The 17,481-nt window shown below is 46.6% G+C and carries 15 protein-coding genes; 9 read left to right on the plus strand and 6 right to left on the minus strand.

The genetic code is table 11. The features are described 5' to 3' along the window. The first annotated feature begins 307 nt into the window (after window positions 1-307). Window positions 308-2,845, plus strand: coding sequence for a PAS domain-containing protein (locus ACKU40_RS10180; protein ID WP_320172693.1), 2,538 nt, complete (start codon window positions 308-310; stop codon window positions 2,843-2,845). 79 nt (window positions 2,846-2,924) lie between these two features. Here ACKU40_RS10180 and ACKU40_RS10185 read toward each other — a convergent pair whose 3' ends face one another. Further along, window positions 2,925-4,046 (minus strand): glycoside hydrolase family 3 protein, encoded by a 1,122-nt coding sequence (locus tag ACKU40_RS10185; RefSeq protein WP_320172694.1) that lies wholly within the window; start codon window positions 4,044-4,046, stop codon window positions 2,925-2,927. Between the two features lie 161 nt (window positions 4,047-4,207). Here ACKU40_RS10185 and ACKU40_RS10190 point away from each other — a divergent pair, with 161 nt between their 5' ends. The 3 genes from ACKU40_RS10190 to ACKU40_RS10200 are packed head-to-tail and all read left to right on the plus strand — an operon-like array spanning window position 4,208 to window position 5,903. After that, a complete protein-coding gene (locus ACKU40_RS10190; protein ID WP_320172695.1) occupies window positions 4,208-4,825 on the plus strand; it encodes a D-sedoheptulose 7-phosphate isomerase in 618 nt (205 codons plus the stop codon). A 27-nt stretch (window positions 4,826-4,852) separates the two neighbouring features. Beyond that, window positions 4,853-5,266, plus strand: coding sequence for a response regulator (locus tag ACKU40_RS10195; RefSeq protein WP_320172696.1), 414 nt, complete (start codon window positions 4,853-4,855; stop codon window positions 5,264-5,266). A gap of 13 nt (window positions 5,267-5,279) precedes the next feature. Then, window positions 5,280-5,903 (plus strand): LysE family translocator, encoded by a 624-nt coding sequence (locus tag ACKU40_RS10200; protein WP_320172697.1) that lies wholly within the window; start codon window positions 5,280-5,282, stop codon window positions 5,901-5,903. Between the two features lie 3 nt (window positions 5,904-5,906). On the opposite strand, the gene ACKU40_RS10205 is transcribed toward ACKU40_RS10200, so the two are convergent. After that, window positions 5,907-6,185: a hypothetical protein gene (locus tag ACKU40_RS10205; protein ID WP_320172698.1), complete on the minus strand. Its 279-nt coding sequence runs from the start codon at window positions 6,183-6,185 to the stop codon at window positions 5,907-5,909. 72 nt (window positions 6,186-6,257) lie between these two features. On the opposite strand from ACKU40_RS10205, the gene ACKU40_RS10210 reads away from it, so the two are divergent. From ACKU40_RS10210 to asnB, 3 genes are all read left to right on the plus strand, one after another. Next, on the plus strand, window positions 6,258-6,686 hold the full coding sequence (locus ACKU40_RS10210) for a hypothetical protein (protein ID WP_320172699.1): 429 nt from the start codon (window positions 6,258-6,260) through the stop codon (window positions 6,684-6,686). A gap of 137 nt (window positions 6,687-6,823) precedes the next feature. Continuing rightward, the gene (locus tag ACKU40_RS10215) at window positions 6,824-9,232 is read left to right on the plus strand and encodes a Cache 3/Cache 2 fusion domain-containing protein (protein ID WP_320172700.1); all 2,409 of its coding nucleotides are present in this window, start codon (window positions 6,824-6,826) and stop codon (window positions 9,230-9,232) included. A gap of 146 nt (window positions 9,233-9,378) precedes the next feature. Further along, a complete protein-coding gene (gene asnB, locus ACKU40_RS10220; RefSeq protein WP_320172701.1) occupies window positions 9,379-11,250 on the plus strand; it encodes an asparagine synthase (glutamine-hydrolyzing) in 1,872 nt (623 codons plus the stop codon). A 43-nt stretch (window positions 11,251-11,293) separates the two neighbouring features. Here asnB and ACKU40_RS10225 read toward each other — a convergent pair whose 3' ends face one another. Together ACKU40_RS10225 and ACKU40_RS10230 are read right to left on the minus strand one after the other, a co-directional pair. After that, window positions 11,294-12,103, minus strand: coding sequence for a metal ABC transporter permease (locus ACKU40_RS10225; protein WP_320172702.1), 810 nt, complete (start codon window positions 12,101-12,103; stop codon window positions 11,294-11,296). Continuing rightward, window positions 12,096-12,917, minus strand: coding sequence for an ATP-binding cassette domain-containing protein (locus ACKU40_RS10230; RefSeq protein ID WP_320172703.1), 822 nt, complete (start codon window positions 12,915-12,917; stop codon window positions 12,096-12,098). The genes ACKU40_RS10225 and ACKU40_RS10230 overlap by 8 nt, the downstream gene beginning before the upstream one ends. A 203-nt stretch (window positions 12,918-13,120) precedes the next feature. Here ACKU40_RS10230 and ACKU40_RS10235 point away from each other — a divergent pair, with 203 nt between their 5' ends. Both ACKU40_RS10235 and ACKU40_RS10240 read left to right on the plus strand, forming a co-directional pair. Beyond that, complete coding sequence (locus ACKU40_RS10235; RefSeq protein WP_320172704.1) at window positions 13,121-13,699, plus strand: GDSL-type esterase/lipase family protein; 579 nt, start codon at window positions 13,121-13,123, stop codon at window positions 13,697-13,699. A gap of 85 nt (window positions 13,700-13,784) precedes the next feature. After that, entirely contained in the window at window positions 13,785-14,801 is a 1,017-nt protein-coding gene (locus ACKU40_RS10240) for a low specificity L-threonine aldolase (protein WP_320172705.1), read from the plus strand. Between the two features lie 162 nt (window positions 14,802-14,963). On the opposite strand, the gene ACKU40_RS10245 is transcribed toward ACKU40_RS10240, so the two are convergent. Continuing rightward, entirely contained in the window at window positions 14,964-16,646 is a 1,683-nt protein-coding gene (locus tag ACKU40_RS10245; protein WP_320172706.1) for a GNAT family N-acyltransferase, read from the minus strand. Window positions 16,647-17,036: 390 nt separating this feature from the next. Then, window positions 17,037-17,390 carry a hypothetical protein gene (locus ACKU40_RS10250; protein WP_320172707.1) on the minus strand — a complete coding sequence of 118 codons (354 nt, stop codon included), beginning with the start codon at window positions 17,388-17,390 and terminating at the stop codon, window positions 17,037-17,039. Window positions 17,391-17,481: the final 91 nt, after the last annotated feature.

The following is a 17,481-nucleotide window of genomic DNA, read 5'->3' on the forward strand; positions in this document are numbered from 1 at the left end:
GTTTACTCTGCAGCTGATTTTGCAATGGTTGTGCCTACTTTTCCCGGCGTTTATTTATTTGCCGAAAGAATCCACAAGATGTTGTTTAGACAGGCTTTTTAAAAACAAAGATTTCTTAATAGAAAAGAAGAAATGGCAGAAAGACAGAAACAGGAGGAAAGTTCTGCCTTATGCGAAGGGGAAAATCTTTCCCAACTTTTTGGAAGGGAGAAATTGTTTACAGGATCATATTTCAAATATATTACCCAAAAAGCAGTTCAGCAAAAATAAGCTTTAAAAGCCCATTTTGGGACGAATCATATATTTCATGAAAATAAGAAGCATTCATAGACTTAACAGCCGAATAAGAAATTACCTCTGCCTTTTTCTGACCATATTTATTGCAAGCTCTCTCTGTTCGACAGTTCTTTTTTCCTGGTCCGTATCGAAAGATGTAGACGGCAAAGCATCAACCTGGGCCAACTATCTGGTGGAAAGAATCTCATTTCTGGAAACTGTTGTAACCTCACGTGCAACTTTCGACCATGGACTGTCCATATTAAGAGTCACACCCACGGGAGAAGTGGTTAACACCCGCCCATTTCCAATCGAAATCAAATCAATCGCGGAATCTCCAATTTTTCAAAAAGTGAAAGATTTTTATCCGGGACAGTCTCTACTTATAAGTCAGATTGCGCACGATCCATCCGAACAGGATGAAATATATCTCATCCAGCGTTTGGATCACAGTTTTGCCATTGCCAAAATTCCCCCAGAGAGTCTCCTGCCGGTATCACCGAATGACACTGAACTATATATCAAGGATAAAAACGAAAACACACTATACCGTTCTGAAAGCAGCTATTTCCCTACAGCCTACCGGGTAGGCAAACTGTTTTTTTCTAATTACCATATTTTTTTGACAGCAAATGCTGAAGTCTCAAATTTCGGGGGACTTTCTATAACTGTTGCAAAAGATATTTCCACAGAATTCTATGCCGGTTTGCTCCTGATATCATTTACCGCAATATGCTTGGGAATACTGGTTAAAAGATCAGCCTTTTTAACTTGGGATCTTGATAAAAATGAACAGGATTTTATCAGGATCAACAACCTGCTTAAAAGAGTCGTAGATAAACCGGAAAGAAAGCTTCAGCATCTGGCGACCATTGAATCCACGGCAGAAAGTATCCGTGAGGTGGACTGGGCCACAGAAGCACGCAAGATGTCTTTTGTTGAAAACAGAAACTACATAACCGCCACAGCCTTTTTCTCCGGCAAGATACTTAAACTGCTTGATGAAGTGGCTTCACACTCACAAAAGCTGACCAGATCACGCAAGGAATACCATGACCTCGTGCATACTGCCCGCAGTATCATTTTAAGAATTGACCGTAATGGCATATGTACTTTTTTTAATGAATACTCTCAGATCTTTTTCGGCTTTTCCGAAGAAGATGTCATCGGCAAAAGTGTTATTGGGACACTTATCCCCAAAACGGAGACTGGCGAGTCTGAACTCGAACAGATGATCCGTGAATTGACCGATAATCCCGAAAATTTCCCGGTCAACACTAATCTGAATACACGCAAGGACGGCAGCAAGGTCTGGGTCTACTGGACCAACAGCCCTATCCTCAATGACAAGGGGGAACTGACAGAAATTCTCTGCGTGGGTACAGACATAACAAAACGCAAAGCTATTGAAACAGAGCTTCAAAACACAAGAAACTACATCCGCAACATAATTGATTCCATGCCTTCGGTAATCATCGGTGTGGACAGCCAGACACGAATCACCCATTTCAACACTTCAGCTCAGCAGATGGCAGTTATCCCCAAGGAAGAAATTGAGGGAGCCGAAGTGGAAAAAGCTTTCCCCCCTTTGGGCAAGTACGCAGACAAAATAGTCCAAGCCATCGAAACCGGAATTCCGGAAGCAGGATTCCGCACTCAAGGGATGACTGATCCCAACAGCCATCAGGACATCATCATCTACCCGCTCAATGACGGGATGAAAGGCGCGGTAATCAGGATTGACGATGCAACCGAAAGAGTCCGGATTGATGAAATGATGATCCAGACGGAAAAGATGATGTCCATCGGCGGACTTGCTGCAGGAATGGCCCACGAAATCAACAACCCCCTTGGTGGAATTCTGCAAGGTATTCAAAATATCGTGCGCAGGATGTCCCCTGATCTCCCGGCCAACCTAAAAGCTGCGGAAAGAGCTGGTTGTTCGATTGAGTCAATCATTAACTACATGGAAGATCGTAAAATCATTAAAACCTTGAACGGAATAACCGACTCAGGAGTGCGAGCAGCCTCAATTGTTTCAGGAATGCTTGAATTCAGCCGTAAAAGCGACTCCCGCAAAGCCCCGGGCGACTTACGCAGAATCATGGACAAAGCATGTACACTTGCTGCGCAGGATTATGACCCCGTAAAGGGATACGATTTTAAAAAAATAGCTATTATCAAGGATTATGACGATAACTTGAAATTAACTCCATGCACTGCCACTGAAATCGAACAGGTTTTCCTAAACCTGCTGCGCAACTCCGCACAGGCGATGGATGATTGGCCTGAAATGGACGATTCACCTGTCATTTCAATAAAAATCCACAATAAACGGGATATGGTAAAGTGCACAGTCTCGGACAACGGTCCCGGGATGGATGAAGCGACCCGCAAAAGGGTTTTCGAGCCTTTTTATACGACTAAAGCACCGGGAATAGGGACCGGACTGGGGCTTTCCGTCTCATATTTTATTATCACTCAGAACCACCATGGAATATTTCAGGTGGAATCATCCCCCGGTAAAGGGACCACTTTCACAATCCAGCTTCCGATTGCCAAAAATTAAAATGGCCCTGAAAATCCAAGACTGATTTTCAGGGCTTTTCATTTTTATACTTCAAAATTTATGTTAATAATATCAGACTTTAATGTTTAGAGCTCATTCCCTTCTTTACAGACATTATTCTCTCATATGACTGCCGGATTCTGCGTTCAGTAATCTTCCCTTCATGGACCAGTTGCTTGAGGGTTGAAACGGCCTTGGTTCCCAGTCCGGGTTCATAAATCAGGTTATTGCCGAAAAGAAGAATATCTGCCCCGGCCTTTACTGCCCGATAGATACCTTCCTTAAAACCGTACTCCCCGCTAACCGCCTGCATCTGCATATCATCGGTAACAATTATGCCTTCGAAACCAAGCTTACGGCGCAGAAGACCGTGAATAACATTACGGGAAAGAGTTGCCGGATACTTGCGGTCCCAGCGAGAATTGAAAATATGCGCGGTCATGACCATATCAGCTTTATTATCACTGACTAATTTCTGAAAAGGATAAAGTTCACTGCTGTCCCATGAATCAGTCACATCGGTAAAACCTAAATGTGAATCACCGCGGGAACTGCCATGTCCCGGAAAATGTTTCAGACATGAAATAATGCCTTCGCTATGCAAGCCGTCAATATACGAATCTGCAAAACGGGCCACAATGCGGGGGTCATCTGAAAAGCTGCGCTGCAATGCTGCAATCACCGGATTTGCAGAATTGCGGTTCACATCCACAACAGGGGCAAAATCCATATTAATTCCGGACTCTTTTAAGGTTTTCCCGATAGTTTGTCCTGCCCTGAATGCAGCCTTAATGTCGCCACTGTTGCCCAGTTCGGCAGCAGATGGAGTTTCAGGGAACCCCATCTCCCCGGTCAACCTTTTAATAATGCCCCCTTCCTGATCAATAGAAATAAATAAAGGGATTTCAGCAAGATCTTGCAGACCGGAAGTAAGTTTTACCAGCTGAGCGGGGTTGGCAATATTACGTACAGTACTGTTCAGGGTGCAATCCTTGCTGAAAAGAATCACTCCGCCAACACGAGCATTTTTGATATCACCTATAACCGGACTGTCTGCACTCAACTCTAATCCCCGGAATCCGACCATGACCATCTGGCCGATCATTATATCCAGTTCCGAAGGGCTGAAAGTGCTTTTTTTAAGAGAACATCCGCTGAAAACAGCCACAATTAGCATTAAAATTAATATTATTTTTCTCAATGGTGCGCTCCATCATTTTTGAATGCAGAATAAAAAAAACATGTTATAGTGAGCATTCTGCAATTTATCAAGAACGGCAAGGATGTTGCCACCGCTTATGATTTCCTATAAACGGATTTCTCCACTTGCTTTATAATGAATTGCAAACAGAAGGAAAATGAATGTCCCAGACAGCACTGCAGAAAGTAGTTGAACATGCCCGTGCCGGACTTGAAGTCCGGGAATCTTTTTTTGAGCAATACTCCCAGCTCGTGGTTGATGTATCCAAAGCATTAGCCGTGCGCCTTGCCCTCGGTTCCAAGATCCTATTTTGCGGAAACGGCGGAAGCGCGGCAGACTGCCAACATCTTGCGGCGGAGCTCGTCAACCGCTTCAAGCTGGAACGTCCTCCCCTGCCAGGACTGGCCCTGACCACTGATTCCTCAATTCTCACTGCAATCGGCAATGACTATTCATATGATATGGTTTTCGAAAAGCAGGTTCAGGCTCTGGGACAGCCCGGTGACGTTCTCATCGGCATCAGCACCTCCGGAACCAGTTCCAACGTGATCAGCGCCCTTAAGGAAGCTAAACGCAAGGGCATGGTTACCATAGGAATGACAGGCATCAGCGCAGGCGAAATGCTGCCTATCTGTGACCACATTATCAGTGTTCCCAGCAAAGATACCGCCATCATTCAGGAAGTACATATCGCTGCAGGACACCTCTTCTGCCACCTTATTGACCACTTTTTATTTGAAGCTGTCGGTGAACTTGAACCTTACCTAAGCGGAGAATAGGCAAAATTCCAGCAAACGAGCAACAGTATGCAGATTCTTATAGTCGAAGACAGCAATACAAGCAGGATGTATCTCCAGGAAATTCTTAGGATAATAACCGAAAGAGTTGAGAGCAAAAGCATAGACAGCGCTGTCAGCGGCGAAGAAGCACTGGAAAAATTTGAACATAGATGGCTTGAAGGAAATCCCTACGACCTTATCTTCATGGACATAGTCCTGCCCGGCATGGACGGACTGCAGACTCTCGAAAAAATCAGGGCTATCGAGCAAAGCAAAAGTATTCCTGAAGACAGAAAGGTCAAGGCAATCATGACAACAGCCCTTGATGACAGTACTAAAGCTTCACGCGCTTTTTTCCAGTGCGAAGCTTTATCATATATTACAAAACCGATCACAGAAGATAAAATTCAGGCAGAGCTCAGTAAATTCGGCTTGCTTTAAAGGGAATTCAACGATGGATGCACTGACCATGGCCTTTATCCCCGTTGCAGCGATTCTGACCATCACCCCCGGTTCAGACACAATGCTTGTGGTCAATAACACACTGACCCGTTCAACTGCGGACGGCCTGTGCACAGTAGCCGGGATCAATGCCGGACTGTTAATCCATGCCCTTGCTTCGGCTCTGGGGCTTTCCATGATCCTCATGAATTCTGCTACCGCCTTTGAAATGGTCAAACTTGCAGGAGCCCTATATATTATATATCTGGGCATCCAGTCACTGCGTAACAGCAGAAAGCAGGAAGAGACCGGATTTTCTGCCGAGCCCTGCAGCAAGGGCATTTCCGCCTCCATCCGTGAAGGATTTCTGACTAACGTACTCAATCCCAAGGTTGCAGTCTTTTACCTTGCACTGCTGCCCCAGTTTATTTCTCCCGGAGAATCCATACTGCGTCAGTCCCTGCTGCTCATGACTATCCATTTCAGCATGGGCATTATCTGGTTCAGCTTTATCACTCTTGCTCTGGGTAAAGTTCGCCACCTCATTTCCGGCGGCAAATTCAAAAAAAGACTTGAAGCCATTTCCGGCATTGTTTTCATCGGATTGGGTTTGAAAATGGCCCTTGCCAAAAACTAATATTTACTCAAATTCCATTGCCACGCGCAGACTAAATCCTGAGTTTTCCAATTCACGGGCAACCTCTTCCGCTCTTTCCCGGTCAGGACAGACCCGAAGAACAAGCTGTGCGCACTTGAATTCATCATAGACCCAGACATTCTCATCCAGCTCTATGCCTGATTCATTCACCTTGTGGAGCAACTCTGCACGGCAATGTTCCCTTTGATCAAAAGCATTTTCATCAAAATCCCCGCCAACCGCCAAAACCCACCATTTTCCTGTCTTTTGCAGACTGCTCATCCTTACACTCCTCTATCCTTTTGAATGAGAGCAACAACTTGCCCCTCAAGCTCACAGGTGCTAAACTTAAACATGTTATTTTCTAAATCTATACCTTCTTCCGGCATAAAAAACAAAATAGCACTAAGTGCAGCTTTGTTGGTTATTGTCGGTTATTTCTTTATTCCCTACCAGGAAATCAGGCTGGAAAGAATAAGAGCCTTTGGCGAAAACAAAGCTATAGGTATAGTTATTGAAAAAAACAGCCGAATAAGCGAACATAATTTAAATGAAACAGAAAAAGAACGTCAGACCGTCAGGTATCGCTTTGTCGACCCTTCCGGTTTGCCCAGAGAAAGAACAGCTGCTGTACAAAGCACATTCTGGAGGAGGATTTCACTGGGGGATAGTGTAATTGTGTATTATGCCAAAGCCGCACCGCAGGTGTCTCGCATTGAACATGAAAAAGAAAATGCAGTGGTTCGGCTTTTAGCCAAGTTTTCAAGGGGCAATACACATTAATTCATGCCGAATAACTCAATGTCCTGAAGAACTGAATCCCACAGTTCTTAAACATATTTTAAGCTGGATCTGCGTGCGGTGAGGGAAAACGCTACCAAGACTGGCAAACGTATCTAACTTTGGATCAGGGAGAGAGCATGTTGAAGAAGCTGGCATTTCAAACAAAACTTATGCTTGGAGCAGTCTTAATCGTTCTGGCTACAATCATATTCATGACCGGGATAAACCTGTATAAGGTGCAGGATTCGCTTCATACACTGGGTCAAACATCCATGAAATCAATCGCTGACAGCGTTCATTCACTCATGGAAATGCAGAATGACATCCTGATGGACAAGGTAAAAGCAGACATAGATATTCTGGATAAAAAAATATTTTCACTCGGCTTTCCGAAGCTCAACAAACGCCACCCCATTGAAGAAACCATCACTAACCAGCTCACCAAACAAAGTGAAACTGTAAGCATACCAAGCCTTGAGTTCGGAGGAATACCGGTTAACAACAAGTTTGATATCGTTGACGATCTCAAAAAAGAAATCGGCGGAACAGCCACAATTTTCGAAGTCCTTCCCGGCAAACTTCTGCGTGTATCAACCAACGTGCTCAAGCTTGACGGAAACCGGGCAACCGGAACTTACATCCCTGACTCAAGCCCTGTATATAAAGCCGTCATGTCAGGTAAGACTTACTATGGCATGGCTTATGTTGTTAACGCATGGTACATCACCGCCTATAAACCCCTGACCGACCTGCGCGGTAATATTGTCAGCGTTATTTATGTAGGGCGTAAAATCATTACTGATGCCTTTAAGAAATCCGTTCTGGCTTCAAATGTCGGAGGAAAGGGTTACGCAATGATATTCAACAGTAATGGTGAGATCATGCTCCACCCGACTCTTACCGGTGAGAATTTGAAAGACACCCCTAGTTGGAAACTTTTTGCCGACACAGATGAAGGGGAAATTGAATACGACAAGGACGGGGAATCTACTTCCGCTTATATAACCGACTTCAAACCATGGAACTGGTCATTTGCATTTGTGATGAAGACAGCCGATATGTCTCATGGCGTGGACCGCGACATTTTCATAACCAACGTAATCATCGCCGTGGTAGCTCTTTCCATCTCAGCTTTCATCTTGCTGCTGATGATCAAAGCCACCACCAGACCGCTACAGCAGCTTTCCGACTTTACTGCCAAAGTATCTGAAGGAGATTACGATTCCGAGCTTGAATACGAAGCAGATGACGTGGTTGGCCGAACCATTAATTCAGTTAAACACATGGTGTTTGAACTGAAGAACAAGCTCGGTTTTTCCAGCGGTCTGCTCAGTGGACTGACCCTGCCCTGCGTTGTTGTGGACCTTGAAAAAAAGGTTTCCTTCATCAACCAGCATATCATTGATCAATTCGGTTTGAGCGGTAACGCTGATAGCTATATAGGAAAACGCTCCAACGATCTGGTCAATGTCCAGACTATCCGCGATACAATTGACCGCTGCCTGAAAGAAGAGACCAGTTTCTCCGAAATAGAAGTACAGGGCCACACTAAGGGTGGCAAAGAATTCTACACCATCATTGACGTAGCGCCGCTGCATGACCTTGACAAGAAACTCATCGGTGCCTTCATGATCATGAATGACATCACAACCATCAAGGAAAACGAAAAGGCCATTACCGCCCAGCGTGACACCATCGCGGCAACAGCAAAAGATGCGGACGAAATATCCGATCAGCTTGCTTCTGCTGCAGATGAACTTTCAGCTCAGGTTGATGAATCACGCAGGGGTGCCGAAGTCCAGCAGCAGAGAGCCAGTGAAACGGCAACTGCCATGGACCAGATGAACGCCACTGTTATGGAAGTTGCCCGTAATGCCGGAGAAGCCTCTGAAAATGCCCGCGTTACCAGGGAAAAAGCATTAGAAGGCCAGAATCTTGTTGGACAGGTTGTAACCTCCATTAAGGCCCTTGAGCAGAATTCCGAAGAGCTCAAATCCAGCATGGAAGAACTCGGACAGCGCACTGACTCCATCGGAAAGGTTATGAACGTTATTACCGACATCGCTGATCAGACCAACCTGCTGGCGCTTAATGCTGCCATTGAGGCCGCTCGTGCAGGGGAAGCCGGTCGCGGATTCGCAGTTGTTGCCGATGAAGTACGCAAACTGGCTGAAAAAACCATGGATGCAACAAAAGAAGTTGGTGAAGCAATTACCTCCATTCAGGACAGCACCAGAACAAACATCAGTGCCACTGAAAACGCAGTTAAATCCATTGTTGAATCAACTGATCTTGCATCAAAATCCGGTGATGCCCTTGATGAAATCGTACACATGGTAGAAACCTCTGCAAATCAGATCGAAGGAATTGCAGCGGCAGCAGAAGAACAATCTGCATCAAGTGAACAAATCAGCCGCGCCACAGAAGAGATAAACGAAATCTCAGCCGAAGCAGCTGAAACCACGGTTCAGTCTGCTCTGGCCATTTCGGAAGTTGCGGAACTGGCCTCCAAGATCAAGGAACTGATCAGAAATATGCAGTCATAAGGCTGACTACAAATAGACTTACAAGGCGGTTTCCCAACAGGATGCCGCCTTTTTTATGAGCATGTCTGTTGACCCGTTAAAAAACACTGTGTAACCAGCTTTCATAATGAAAACATCAAACCTTATGACTTGGCGGTAAAGCAATCATGTGTGGAATTGCAGGCTATTTCAATCCCGGCGGACACACCGGAGACATTAAACCTATCCTCGACCTAATCTCCCATCGCGGACCTGATTTTCAGCATATCCACGCAGAGGAAAATATCGCACTGGGACATACCCGGCTTTCCATCCTCGACCTTTCCGATCTCGGCAACCAGCCCATGAAGGATCCGGCAACCGGAAATCTCATTGTTTTCAACGGGGAAATATACAATTTCAAATCGCTGCGCGAAGAATTGATCGGTAAAGGATACACCTTCAATTCATCCGGGGATACTGAAGTCCTGCTCAAGCTTTATGGGGAATACGGTGAAAAATGTATTTCCATGCTGCGCGGCATGTTTGCATTCGCCATCTGGGATAAGGCCAAGAAACAACTGTTCATTGCGCGTGACCGCCTCGGTAAAAAACCCTTCTTTTACTCCCAAAGCAGCAACAGTTTCATCTTTGCTTCAGAGATTCGTGCCCTTGCATCCCATCCTCACATTTCAAAAGATGTCGACGTGCAGGCCATAGACCTGTTCATGAGTACCGGATGCGTTCCGGCACCCTTTTCCATCTACGCAGACATCAGAAAACTTCCGGCCGCCCATTACGGCATTGTGAATGCTCATGGGCTTTCTCTGCATCGCTATTGGTCCCTTGATTTCACCAGAAAAATTAATTGTTCCGAAGAAGAGGTACTGGAATCCCTGCACAGCCAACTTCTGGAAGCAACCAGAATCAGGCTGGAGAGTGATGTTCCGCTTGGGGCACTGCTTTCCGGAGGAGTCGATTCCAGCCTCGTTGTTGCGCTTATGGCTGAAGCCGGAAGTAAATCCATAGATACTTTCACCATCGGATTCCACGAGAAGAAATACGATGAGTCAGGTCATGCAGCCAAGGTAGCGAAACATCTGGGTGTGAATCATCATGTGGAATATCTGGACCCGGCTCAATTTGAAAACATGCTGCCCGCAGTAGTCCGCCAATACGGTGAACCTTTTTCCGATGACGCAGCCTTGGCAACCATGCTGCTCAGCGAAGCCACCCGCAAGCACGTTACCGTTGCCCTCAGCGGAGATGGAGGAGATGAACTGGCCTGTGGATATTCTGCATACACTCACGTAAAACTGGCTTCCGCATTAGCCCCCCTGATCGGCAAAAAAGTTCTGCCCGAAAAGAATATTGCCAGCGCTTTCAGCAGCAATTCGGCACTGGGGAAAATGCGCCGTAAGATGATCTGCAAATTCCACCCGGAATTCAAACGCATACTGCGCAATGAATTCAAGGTCGCCAGCTATAAAAATGATGTTTACCGCGCTGACGTTCGCGAGCAGTTGGGGCAATCCACCTTCAAATGGATGTACGAACTTTCCCGGCATGCCTGTGCACACGCCCACAATCCGGCAGAACGGCTGCTCTGGATGGATACTGTCCATTTCCTCGCCGACGCCCTGCTGGTGAAGGTGGACATTGCTTCCATGGCCCACAGCCTTGAAGTACGTTCTCCGCTGCTTGATCATGAACTTTTCGAATACATGGCCAGCCTGTCGCCTGAGCTAAAGATCAAGGGCGGTGAATCAAAATACCTGCTCAAGAAGCTTGCCGAGCGCTACCTGCCCAAGGATATCCTTTACCGCCGTAAGCAGGGCTTCTCCATGCCCGTTGCAAAATGGACCAGCGGAGATTCAGCGGACTTCACTCTCGATGCCATCAGTCAGGCTACGCCTTTCCTGCAACAGTACTTTGATATGGATGCGCTGAACAACCGCATTGATGAGCATGTATCAGGACGGAAGAAGCACAAGAATTTTGTCTGGAACATATTGAATCTTGCTCTTTGGGCCATTGAGCATAAAAACGGTAGAGTCTAAAAAGACAAGACTCCCGATTTTAGGTAAAACCGAGAGCTATTTATTAATAAACTCTACGCATCCTGCCCAAGGCTGCCGAAATCAGAAATCCCGCGACACTGACGGCAATTATCGTAGCCCCCGAAGACAGATTCAGCTGATATGAGAGAAGTAGTCCGCTCACACAGAAAATCATACTTAAAATGGAAGAAAGGACCATCATGGAAAACAGGGATGATGTCCTGCTCTCTGCAATCTGGGGTGGAATAGTCAAAAGGGCGATGACCAGAATCAAACCGACCACGCGGATGACCATAACCACACTGAGCGCAATAAGCGCCAGCATGATGAAATATAGCAGAGTTACCGGAACACCGCGCGAACGGGCGAACTCCTCATCAAACGACATGGCCCAGAAGCCCTTGTAGCAGGATAGTACGATCAGAAGAACAAAGGCAGCAAGCCCCCCCATGAGCATAAGGTCAGACTTGGGTGTGGCGAGGATACCGCCAAACAGATAACTCATCAGATCCACATTGTAGCCGGGGGTTATATCCAGCAAAATAATCCCCAAAGCCATACCAGCAGCCCACATAACACCGATAAAAGAATCTGCCCTCTCCTTTACACGCATGGTCACCAAAGCCATGAGCAAGGCCGCGCAAACTGCGAACCCAGCAGTAACCGGAAGCATAGGCAGGCCTAGATAAAAAGCCAGCCCCACCCCGCCATAGGAAGCGTGGGCCACCCCTCCGGCCAGCAACACCACCCTGTTGACGACTACCAGCGCACCGATGATCCCGCAGATAATGGACGCCAGTAAACCGGCCATGAGCGCATTCTGCATGAATTCATAACTCAGAGCCTCAAGCATTCCAGTCTCCTTCAGTCTCATCTGATTCAGGATGAAACTCCAGCACACGGTGCGGAAGTTCTCCATGAGTTACCAACTCAATAGGACATGTACCCTTAAGGGTTTCGCCATAAGCCTCGCTGAGCAACTCACGGGTAATCTTGGGCTGGTCATGCAAGTGCACTTTGCGGTTGACGCAGGCAACAGATTTCACGCCCTGTCCGAGTACAGAAATATCATGACTGACCATAACAATGGTCATTTCTGCATTAAGTTCTTTGAGCAGGCAGTAAAGACCGCTTTTACCGGCCTGATCCACACTGGCAGCAGGTTCATCCAGAAGCAGCATCTTCGGTTCATCCACAATAGCCCGGGCAATGAAAACCCGCTGCTTCTGTCCACCTGAAAGATCGGAGACTTTGCGGTCTATATGCTCTAGCATCCCAACCCGCTCAAGAGCCTTTTCAACCTCTCCAGCGGAACCATTTCCGAAACTCAGGCCGAAGACTCCCTTAAAGCCCGGAGAAACCTTACCCATAAGAACTGCATCACGGACAGTAATGGGAAAGCTGGCGGAAACTGTCGTGTACTGCGGCATATAACCGATGCGCCCGCCATGCCTGCCCGGAGGCATACCCAGTATTTCAATACTGCCCTGTTGCGGTTCAATCAGCCCCAGCAACAACTTGAGCAAAGTGGTTTTGCCGCCCCCGTTAGGTCCGATTACAGCAAGATAGTCTCCCGGCATTATCTCAAAGCTGGCATGGTCCAACACCATATGCTGACCGTACCCGAAACATACGTCTTTAAAACTTATTACACTTTTATGATCCATTTAATATTACCTTCCGCCATTTATTTAGGCGAACAAACTGATAGCCTAATTGAGATTGAATTGCACTATCTTTTTACGGCAGTATTTCTTATAATCAACAATATAAAGTTTACAACAGCCTCACTGTATGATTCCTTCAAATTTAAATCTCCCTGCAGCAAAAGCAAGGATATGAAGCATAACACTTTAAAAGGAATATGAAAATGCAACTTTTATTCATTGGAGACTCACTTACATCAGGAGTTAGTGACTCGGAGCGGCTGGGCTGGGCCGGAAGAATTTGCAAACAGCTTGATCCACAAGGAGCTAAACTGACAGCGTACAATCTCGGCGTACGGGCATCCACCACAGCACATATTGAATCCCGCTGGGAGAAAGAAGCCGCCGACCGCGTCAATCCTGATGCTCCGGTTCTGCTGATATTCTGTATGGGTGCACCTGACGCGGTTAAAGACATTTCGCTTGAGCAGAGCAAGGCCTGTGCTGAAAATATTCTCCACAGCGCAAAAAACAACTATGCAACCTTGCTCATCACTCCACCGCCCATGATTAATGAAGAGAAAGACAAAAGAACAATAAATCTTTCTGCTGAGTTCAATAAAATATGCTCAAAACTTGACATTCCCTGTCTGGATATTAATTCTCCCCTGCGGGAAAATCCCGCTTACATCAAGGCCCTCAAGGAAAGCGACGGAGTCCATCCGAACGCGGAAGGTTACGGCATCATGGCCGGAGTGATCAGCAAATTCATTTCCCCTTACATCCTGCCCCACCTCAGCTAAATCACGTCTTTCCCACAATCCAGTTACGAACCGGACAGCATACCCTTGATGGGGATGCTGTCCTTATTTGATGAGGAGTTTTCCCATGAGATCATTTGCCAGCGACAACTACTCCGGGGTCCATCCCGAAATAATGACAGCCATCATGGAAGCTAACGAGGACCACATGTCCTCCTACGGTGCCGACCCGGTTTCTGCGGAAGCTGAAAAACTTTTTAAAACCCACTTCGGCGAACAGGCCAAAATTTTCTTCCTGACCACCGGGACAGCTACCAACACCCTGATCCTGCGCCATCTCTGCAAAAGCTGGAACAGTGTCATCTGCTCTGAAGACGCCCACATCAATGTTGATGAATGCGGTTCACCGGAAAGCATGGGTATCAAGCTTATGCTGGCTGAGACCAAAAACGGAAAGATCAGCGTGGAAACCATCAAGCCTCTGGTCCCTTCCGAACCGGATGTGCACCGTGCGCAGCCAGCAGTAGTCTCAATTACCCAGAACACCGAACTTGGAACCCTTTACAGTCTGGCTGAAATCAAATCCATCTGTGATTTTGCTCACAGCAAGGGACTCTACGTGCACATGGACGGAGCTAGAATCGCCAATGCTGCTGCCGCACTCGGGGTAACTTTCAAGGAAATGACCGTTGACTGCGGAGTGGACGTACTTTCCTTCGGCGGAAGCAAAAACGGATGCATGTGTGCTGAAGCTGCGGTTTTCATCACCCCTGAATTAGGCAAGGATTTCGAGTATATCCGCAAGCAGAACATGCAGCTTATCTCAAAGATGCGTTACGTAGGCGCACAGTTCAAAGCCCTGCTTACCGACGAACTCTGGAAAAGGAATGCTGAGCATTCAAACTCACTTGCCCGTAAGCTGGCAGAAAAAGCCGGAGCCATTGAGGGTGTAAAAATCACCCGTCCGGTAGAAGCAAACGGTGTATTCGCCATTATCCCTGAGCATGCAGTGGAAAAGCTACAGGAAAGATTCCCATTCTACATCTGGGATGAAAAAACCGGTGAAGTGCGCTGGATGACCTCTTGGTCTACCACCGAAGAGGATATTGAAAACTTCTGCGCTGCTTTGGAAGAATTAATTTAATTTTGCCTCCGGCGGCTTAAACCCTTTTGCAAAAGGATTTAAGAATCCCAAAACCTTTCATTATGGCTTCACCACTATTGGAGGGAGACCGTAAATTAATTTAACGCCCTCTTTTTAACACCGTAAAAGAGGGCGTTTATTTATATTAACGTTAAATTGGGCCTAGGCCACTTTTTCATCATTACTTGGGCAACCGCAATCTTTCCTATCCCCAGCAGCCGAAGATTTTAGATGGTAATCCAAATATTCCCTTCCCTGCTCCCTGCCCATAAACTTGAACAGGCTGCGTTCGGAAGTTTCCAGCAGGTCGACCACGATTAATCCGTCAAGTGCATTGCCGAAATCAGGATCTACGTTAAAACCGGCCAGCTTGCCGCCGATCTTCAAATAATGACGCAGCAGGACCGGAATTCCTCCGCCTCCTTCAATATCCTGAACTACTTTCTCCAAGTCGGACTCATCAGCAAAGAAAACACCCGGTAAGTTTTTCTGCCATGCCTTCAGCTTCTTGAATTTCAAAGGCCGGGCCGGGGAAATAAGCTCCGCCAAATCCGTGCGTCCATTATGTTTCAGCAAAGAATCAGCAATCAATTCACGGGATATTCTCTTATAGTCATTGGAAATGCTTACGCACCCGAACAGATAGCGGTACTGCGGATTGCGCGCGAGATAAGCGGCAATCCCTTTCCAAAGCATCATCAACGAATAAAAATTCTTTTGATAACTGGGCCGGATAAAGGACCTGCCCAGCTCAAGGGCCGGACTGACTTTATCGAAAAATTTGGGATCAAAACGGAAGAAGGAATGACTGTAAACCCCGTTCAACCCGAATCTCCTGATCTGTTCATCTGCTCGGGAGATTCGATAAGCCCCGGCAATTTCATTGCTTTCCTTATGCCATAGAACCAGATGGATAAAGGTATTGTCGAAACGATCCACATCAACAGCCTGCCCGGTTCCTTCACCGACTTGACGAAAAGTCTTTTCTCGCAAACGCCCTATTTCGTGCAGAACAAAGGGGCAATTAGCAGCATGGACTTCATGCACCGCAAATTCGTTATTCTCCACCAGCACGGATTCCGACCCAAGCATGCTCAGCTCGGTAATGATCCTGCGCTGTGAAACCTGATCACTGATACTGGCTTCCTTTTTCTTGAAGGCGGGCAAGAAAATTCGATTCTTTTTGAAACGCGAATGCAGGCTATATGTGCGGAAACGCAAGTATTCCATGAGCTCCTGTTTGTCATCAAATGATGCCAAACGCTCTCCGCTGATAGTATTACCAACGGCGTACTCAACCGGTCCTGATTTTTGTTTCAGGTTTTCGCGAGGCAAAAGTACAGTACGCAGGGAAGGATGGATCATGCCTGCTGCCTGAAAGAGCACACTATTGCGACCATTAAAGAATACTGGCGTGGCACTGGCTCCGGTGCGCTTGATAATCCCGCCGACTGACGGACTCCATGCCGGGTCTTCCACCTTGGCTCCCTTGATATTGAGACTAGCGACCTCTCCGGCGGGGAATACAGCAAGCATGCCGCCGGACTTCACCCATTCAACGGCTTCCTTGAGTCCGGAAATATTACCTAAATGAGACCCTTTGCGTCCGAAGGGATCCACTGCTATCAGATAATCTTTCATCTCTGGAATTAATCCGAGCATGAAATTAGCCATGATTTTGACATCCGGTCGAACCGCTTTCAGTAACTGAATTAGAATCAGCCCTTCCACAACGCCGAAAGGATGATTCGCCACCACCACTGAAGGTCCGCTTTTAGGAATCCTTTTCAATTCCTGCGTATCCAATTCCACGTTTACACCTAACAGGCTTAATGCCTTACTCACAAAATCATCGTGTTTTTTTTCAAGCCAGTGCTCTTCATCGTGCAATCTGTCATATAAGAAGTTCAAACGTGGCAGGCACAAAAGGTGTGACAGTGGTTTTTCTACGAGCGAGAACAAAGCCCCCCTGAAAGGATCCTCAAACGGTGATTTCAAACTGAATAAATCTGAACAGGTTTCACGTCCCATCAACAACTCCCGGCTATTAATTTTTGTTAAATTACTTTAACCGGACAGATTCCCGCCTGTGTTACCTTGCAGTGACATGTGCCTTACATTTTCACCTCACCGACCTAGCCCAAGAAATAGACCATTCTATATGCTAAGAAAAATAAAAAAGCAGACAAATTAATGTCTGCCTTATTTTGTACTTGTCAACCGTTTGAAAATTGACTACTGAATAGTTCCAAGATCGGCTTTCATATGCCAATGATCCCTTGGGATTGGGATACAGAAACTGCGTTCAGCCACGTCTGCGCACAGTATCAACCCCTTCGTATCCTGATCCCAAAACACACGATCTATAAAAAAGGCTATAGCTTGTGAATTGGTCAGTGTCTCGGGCCGGCTACCGGGCATAAATCTTTGCATCACTGCAACGGCAGCTTTCTTCAGGGTCAGTACAGCGTGGGTCGAAATGGCTACATCCTGAAAATCCAATTCATGGAGTATTGCGCTTTCCCCGGCCATGACTTCAGCGATCTTGACCCGCTCCTCAGACGCTTCGCGGTGTTGATAATTATTCATGGTCTGCCTCCTAATGCTGTTACGAGATGCAAGTACTCAATCACATGCAAAAGACGAGCCGACTGTTGGTATCAGTATACATTATTATTTT

The sequence above is a fragment of the Maridesulfovibrio sp. genome (assembly GCF_963666665.1).
Lineage (GTDB): Bacteria > Desulfobacterota > Desulfovibrionia > Desulfovibrionales > Desulfovibrionaceae > Maridesulfovibrio.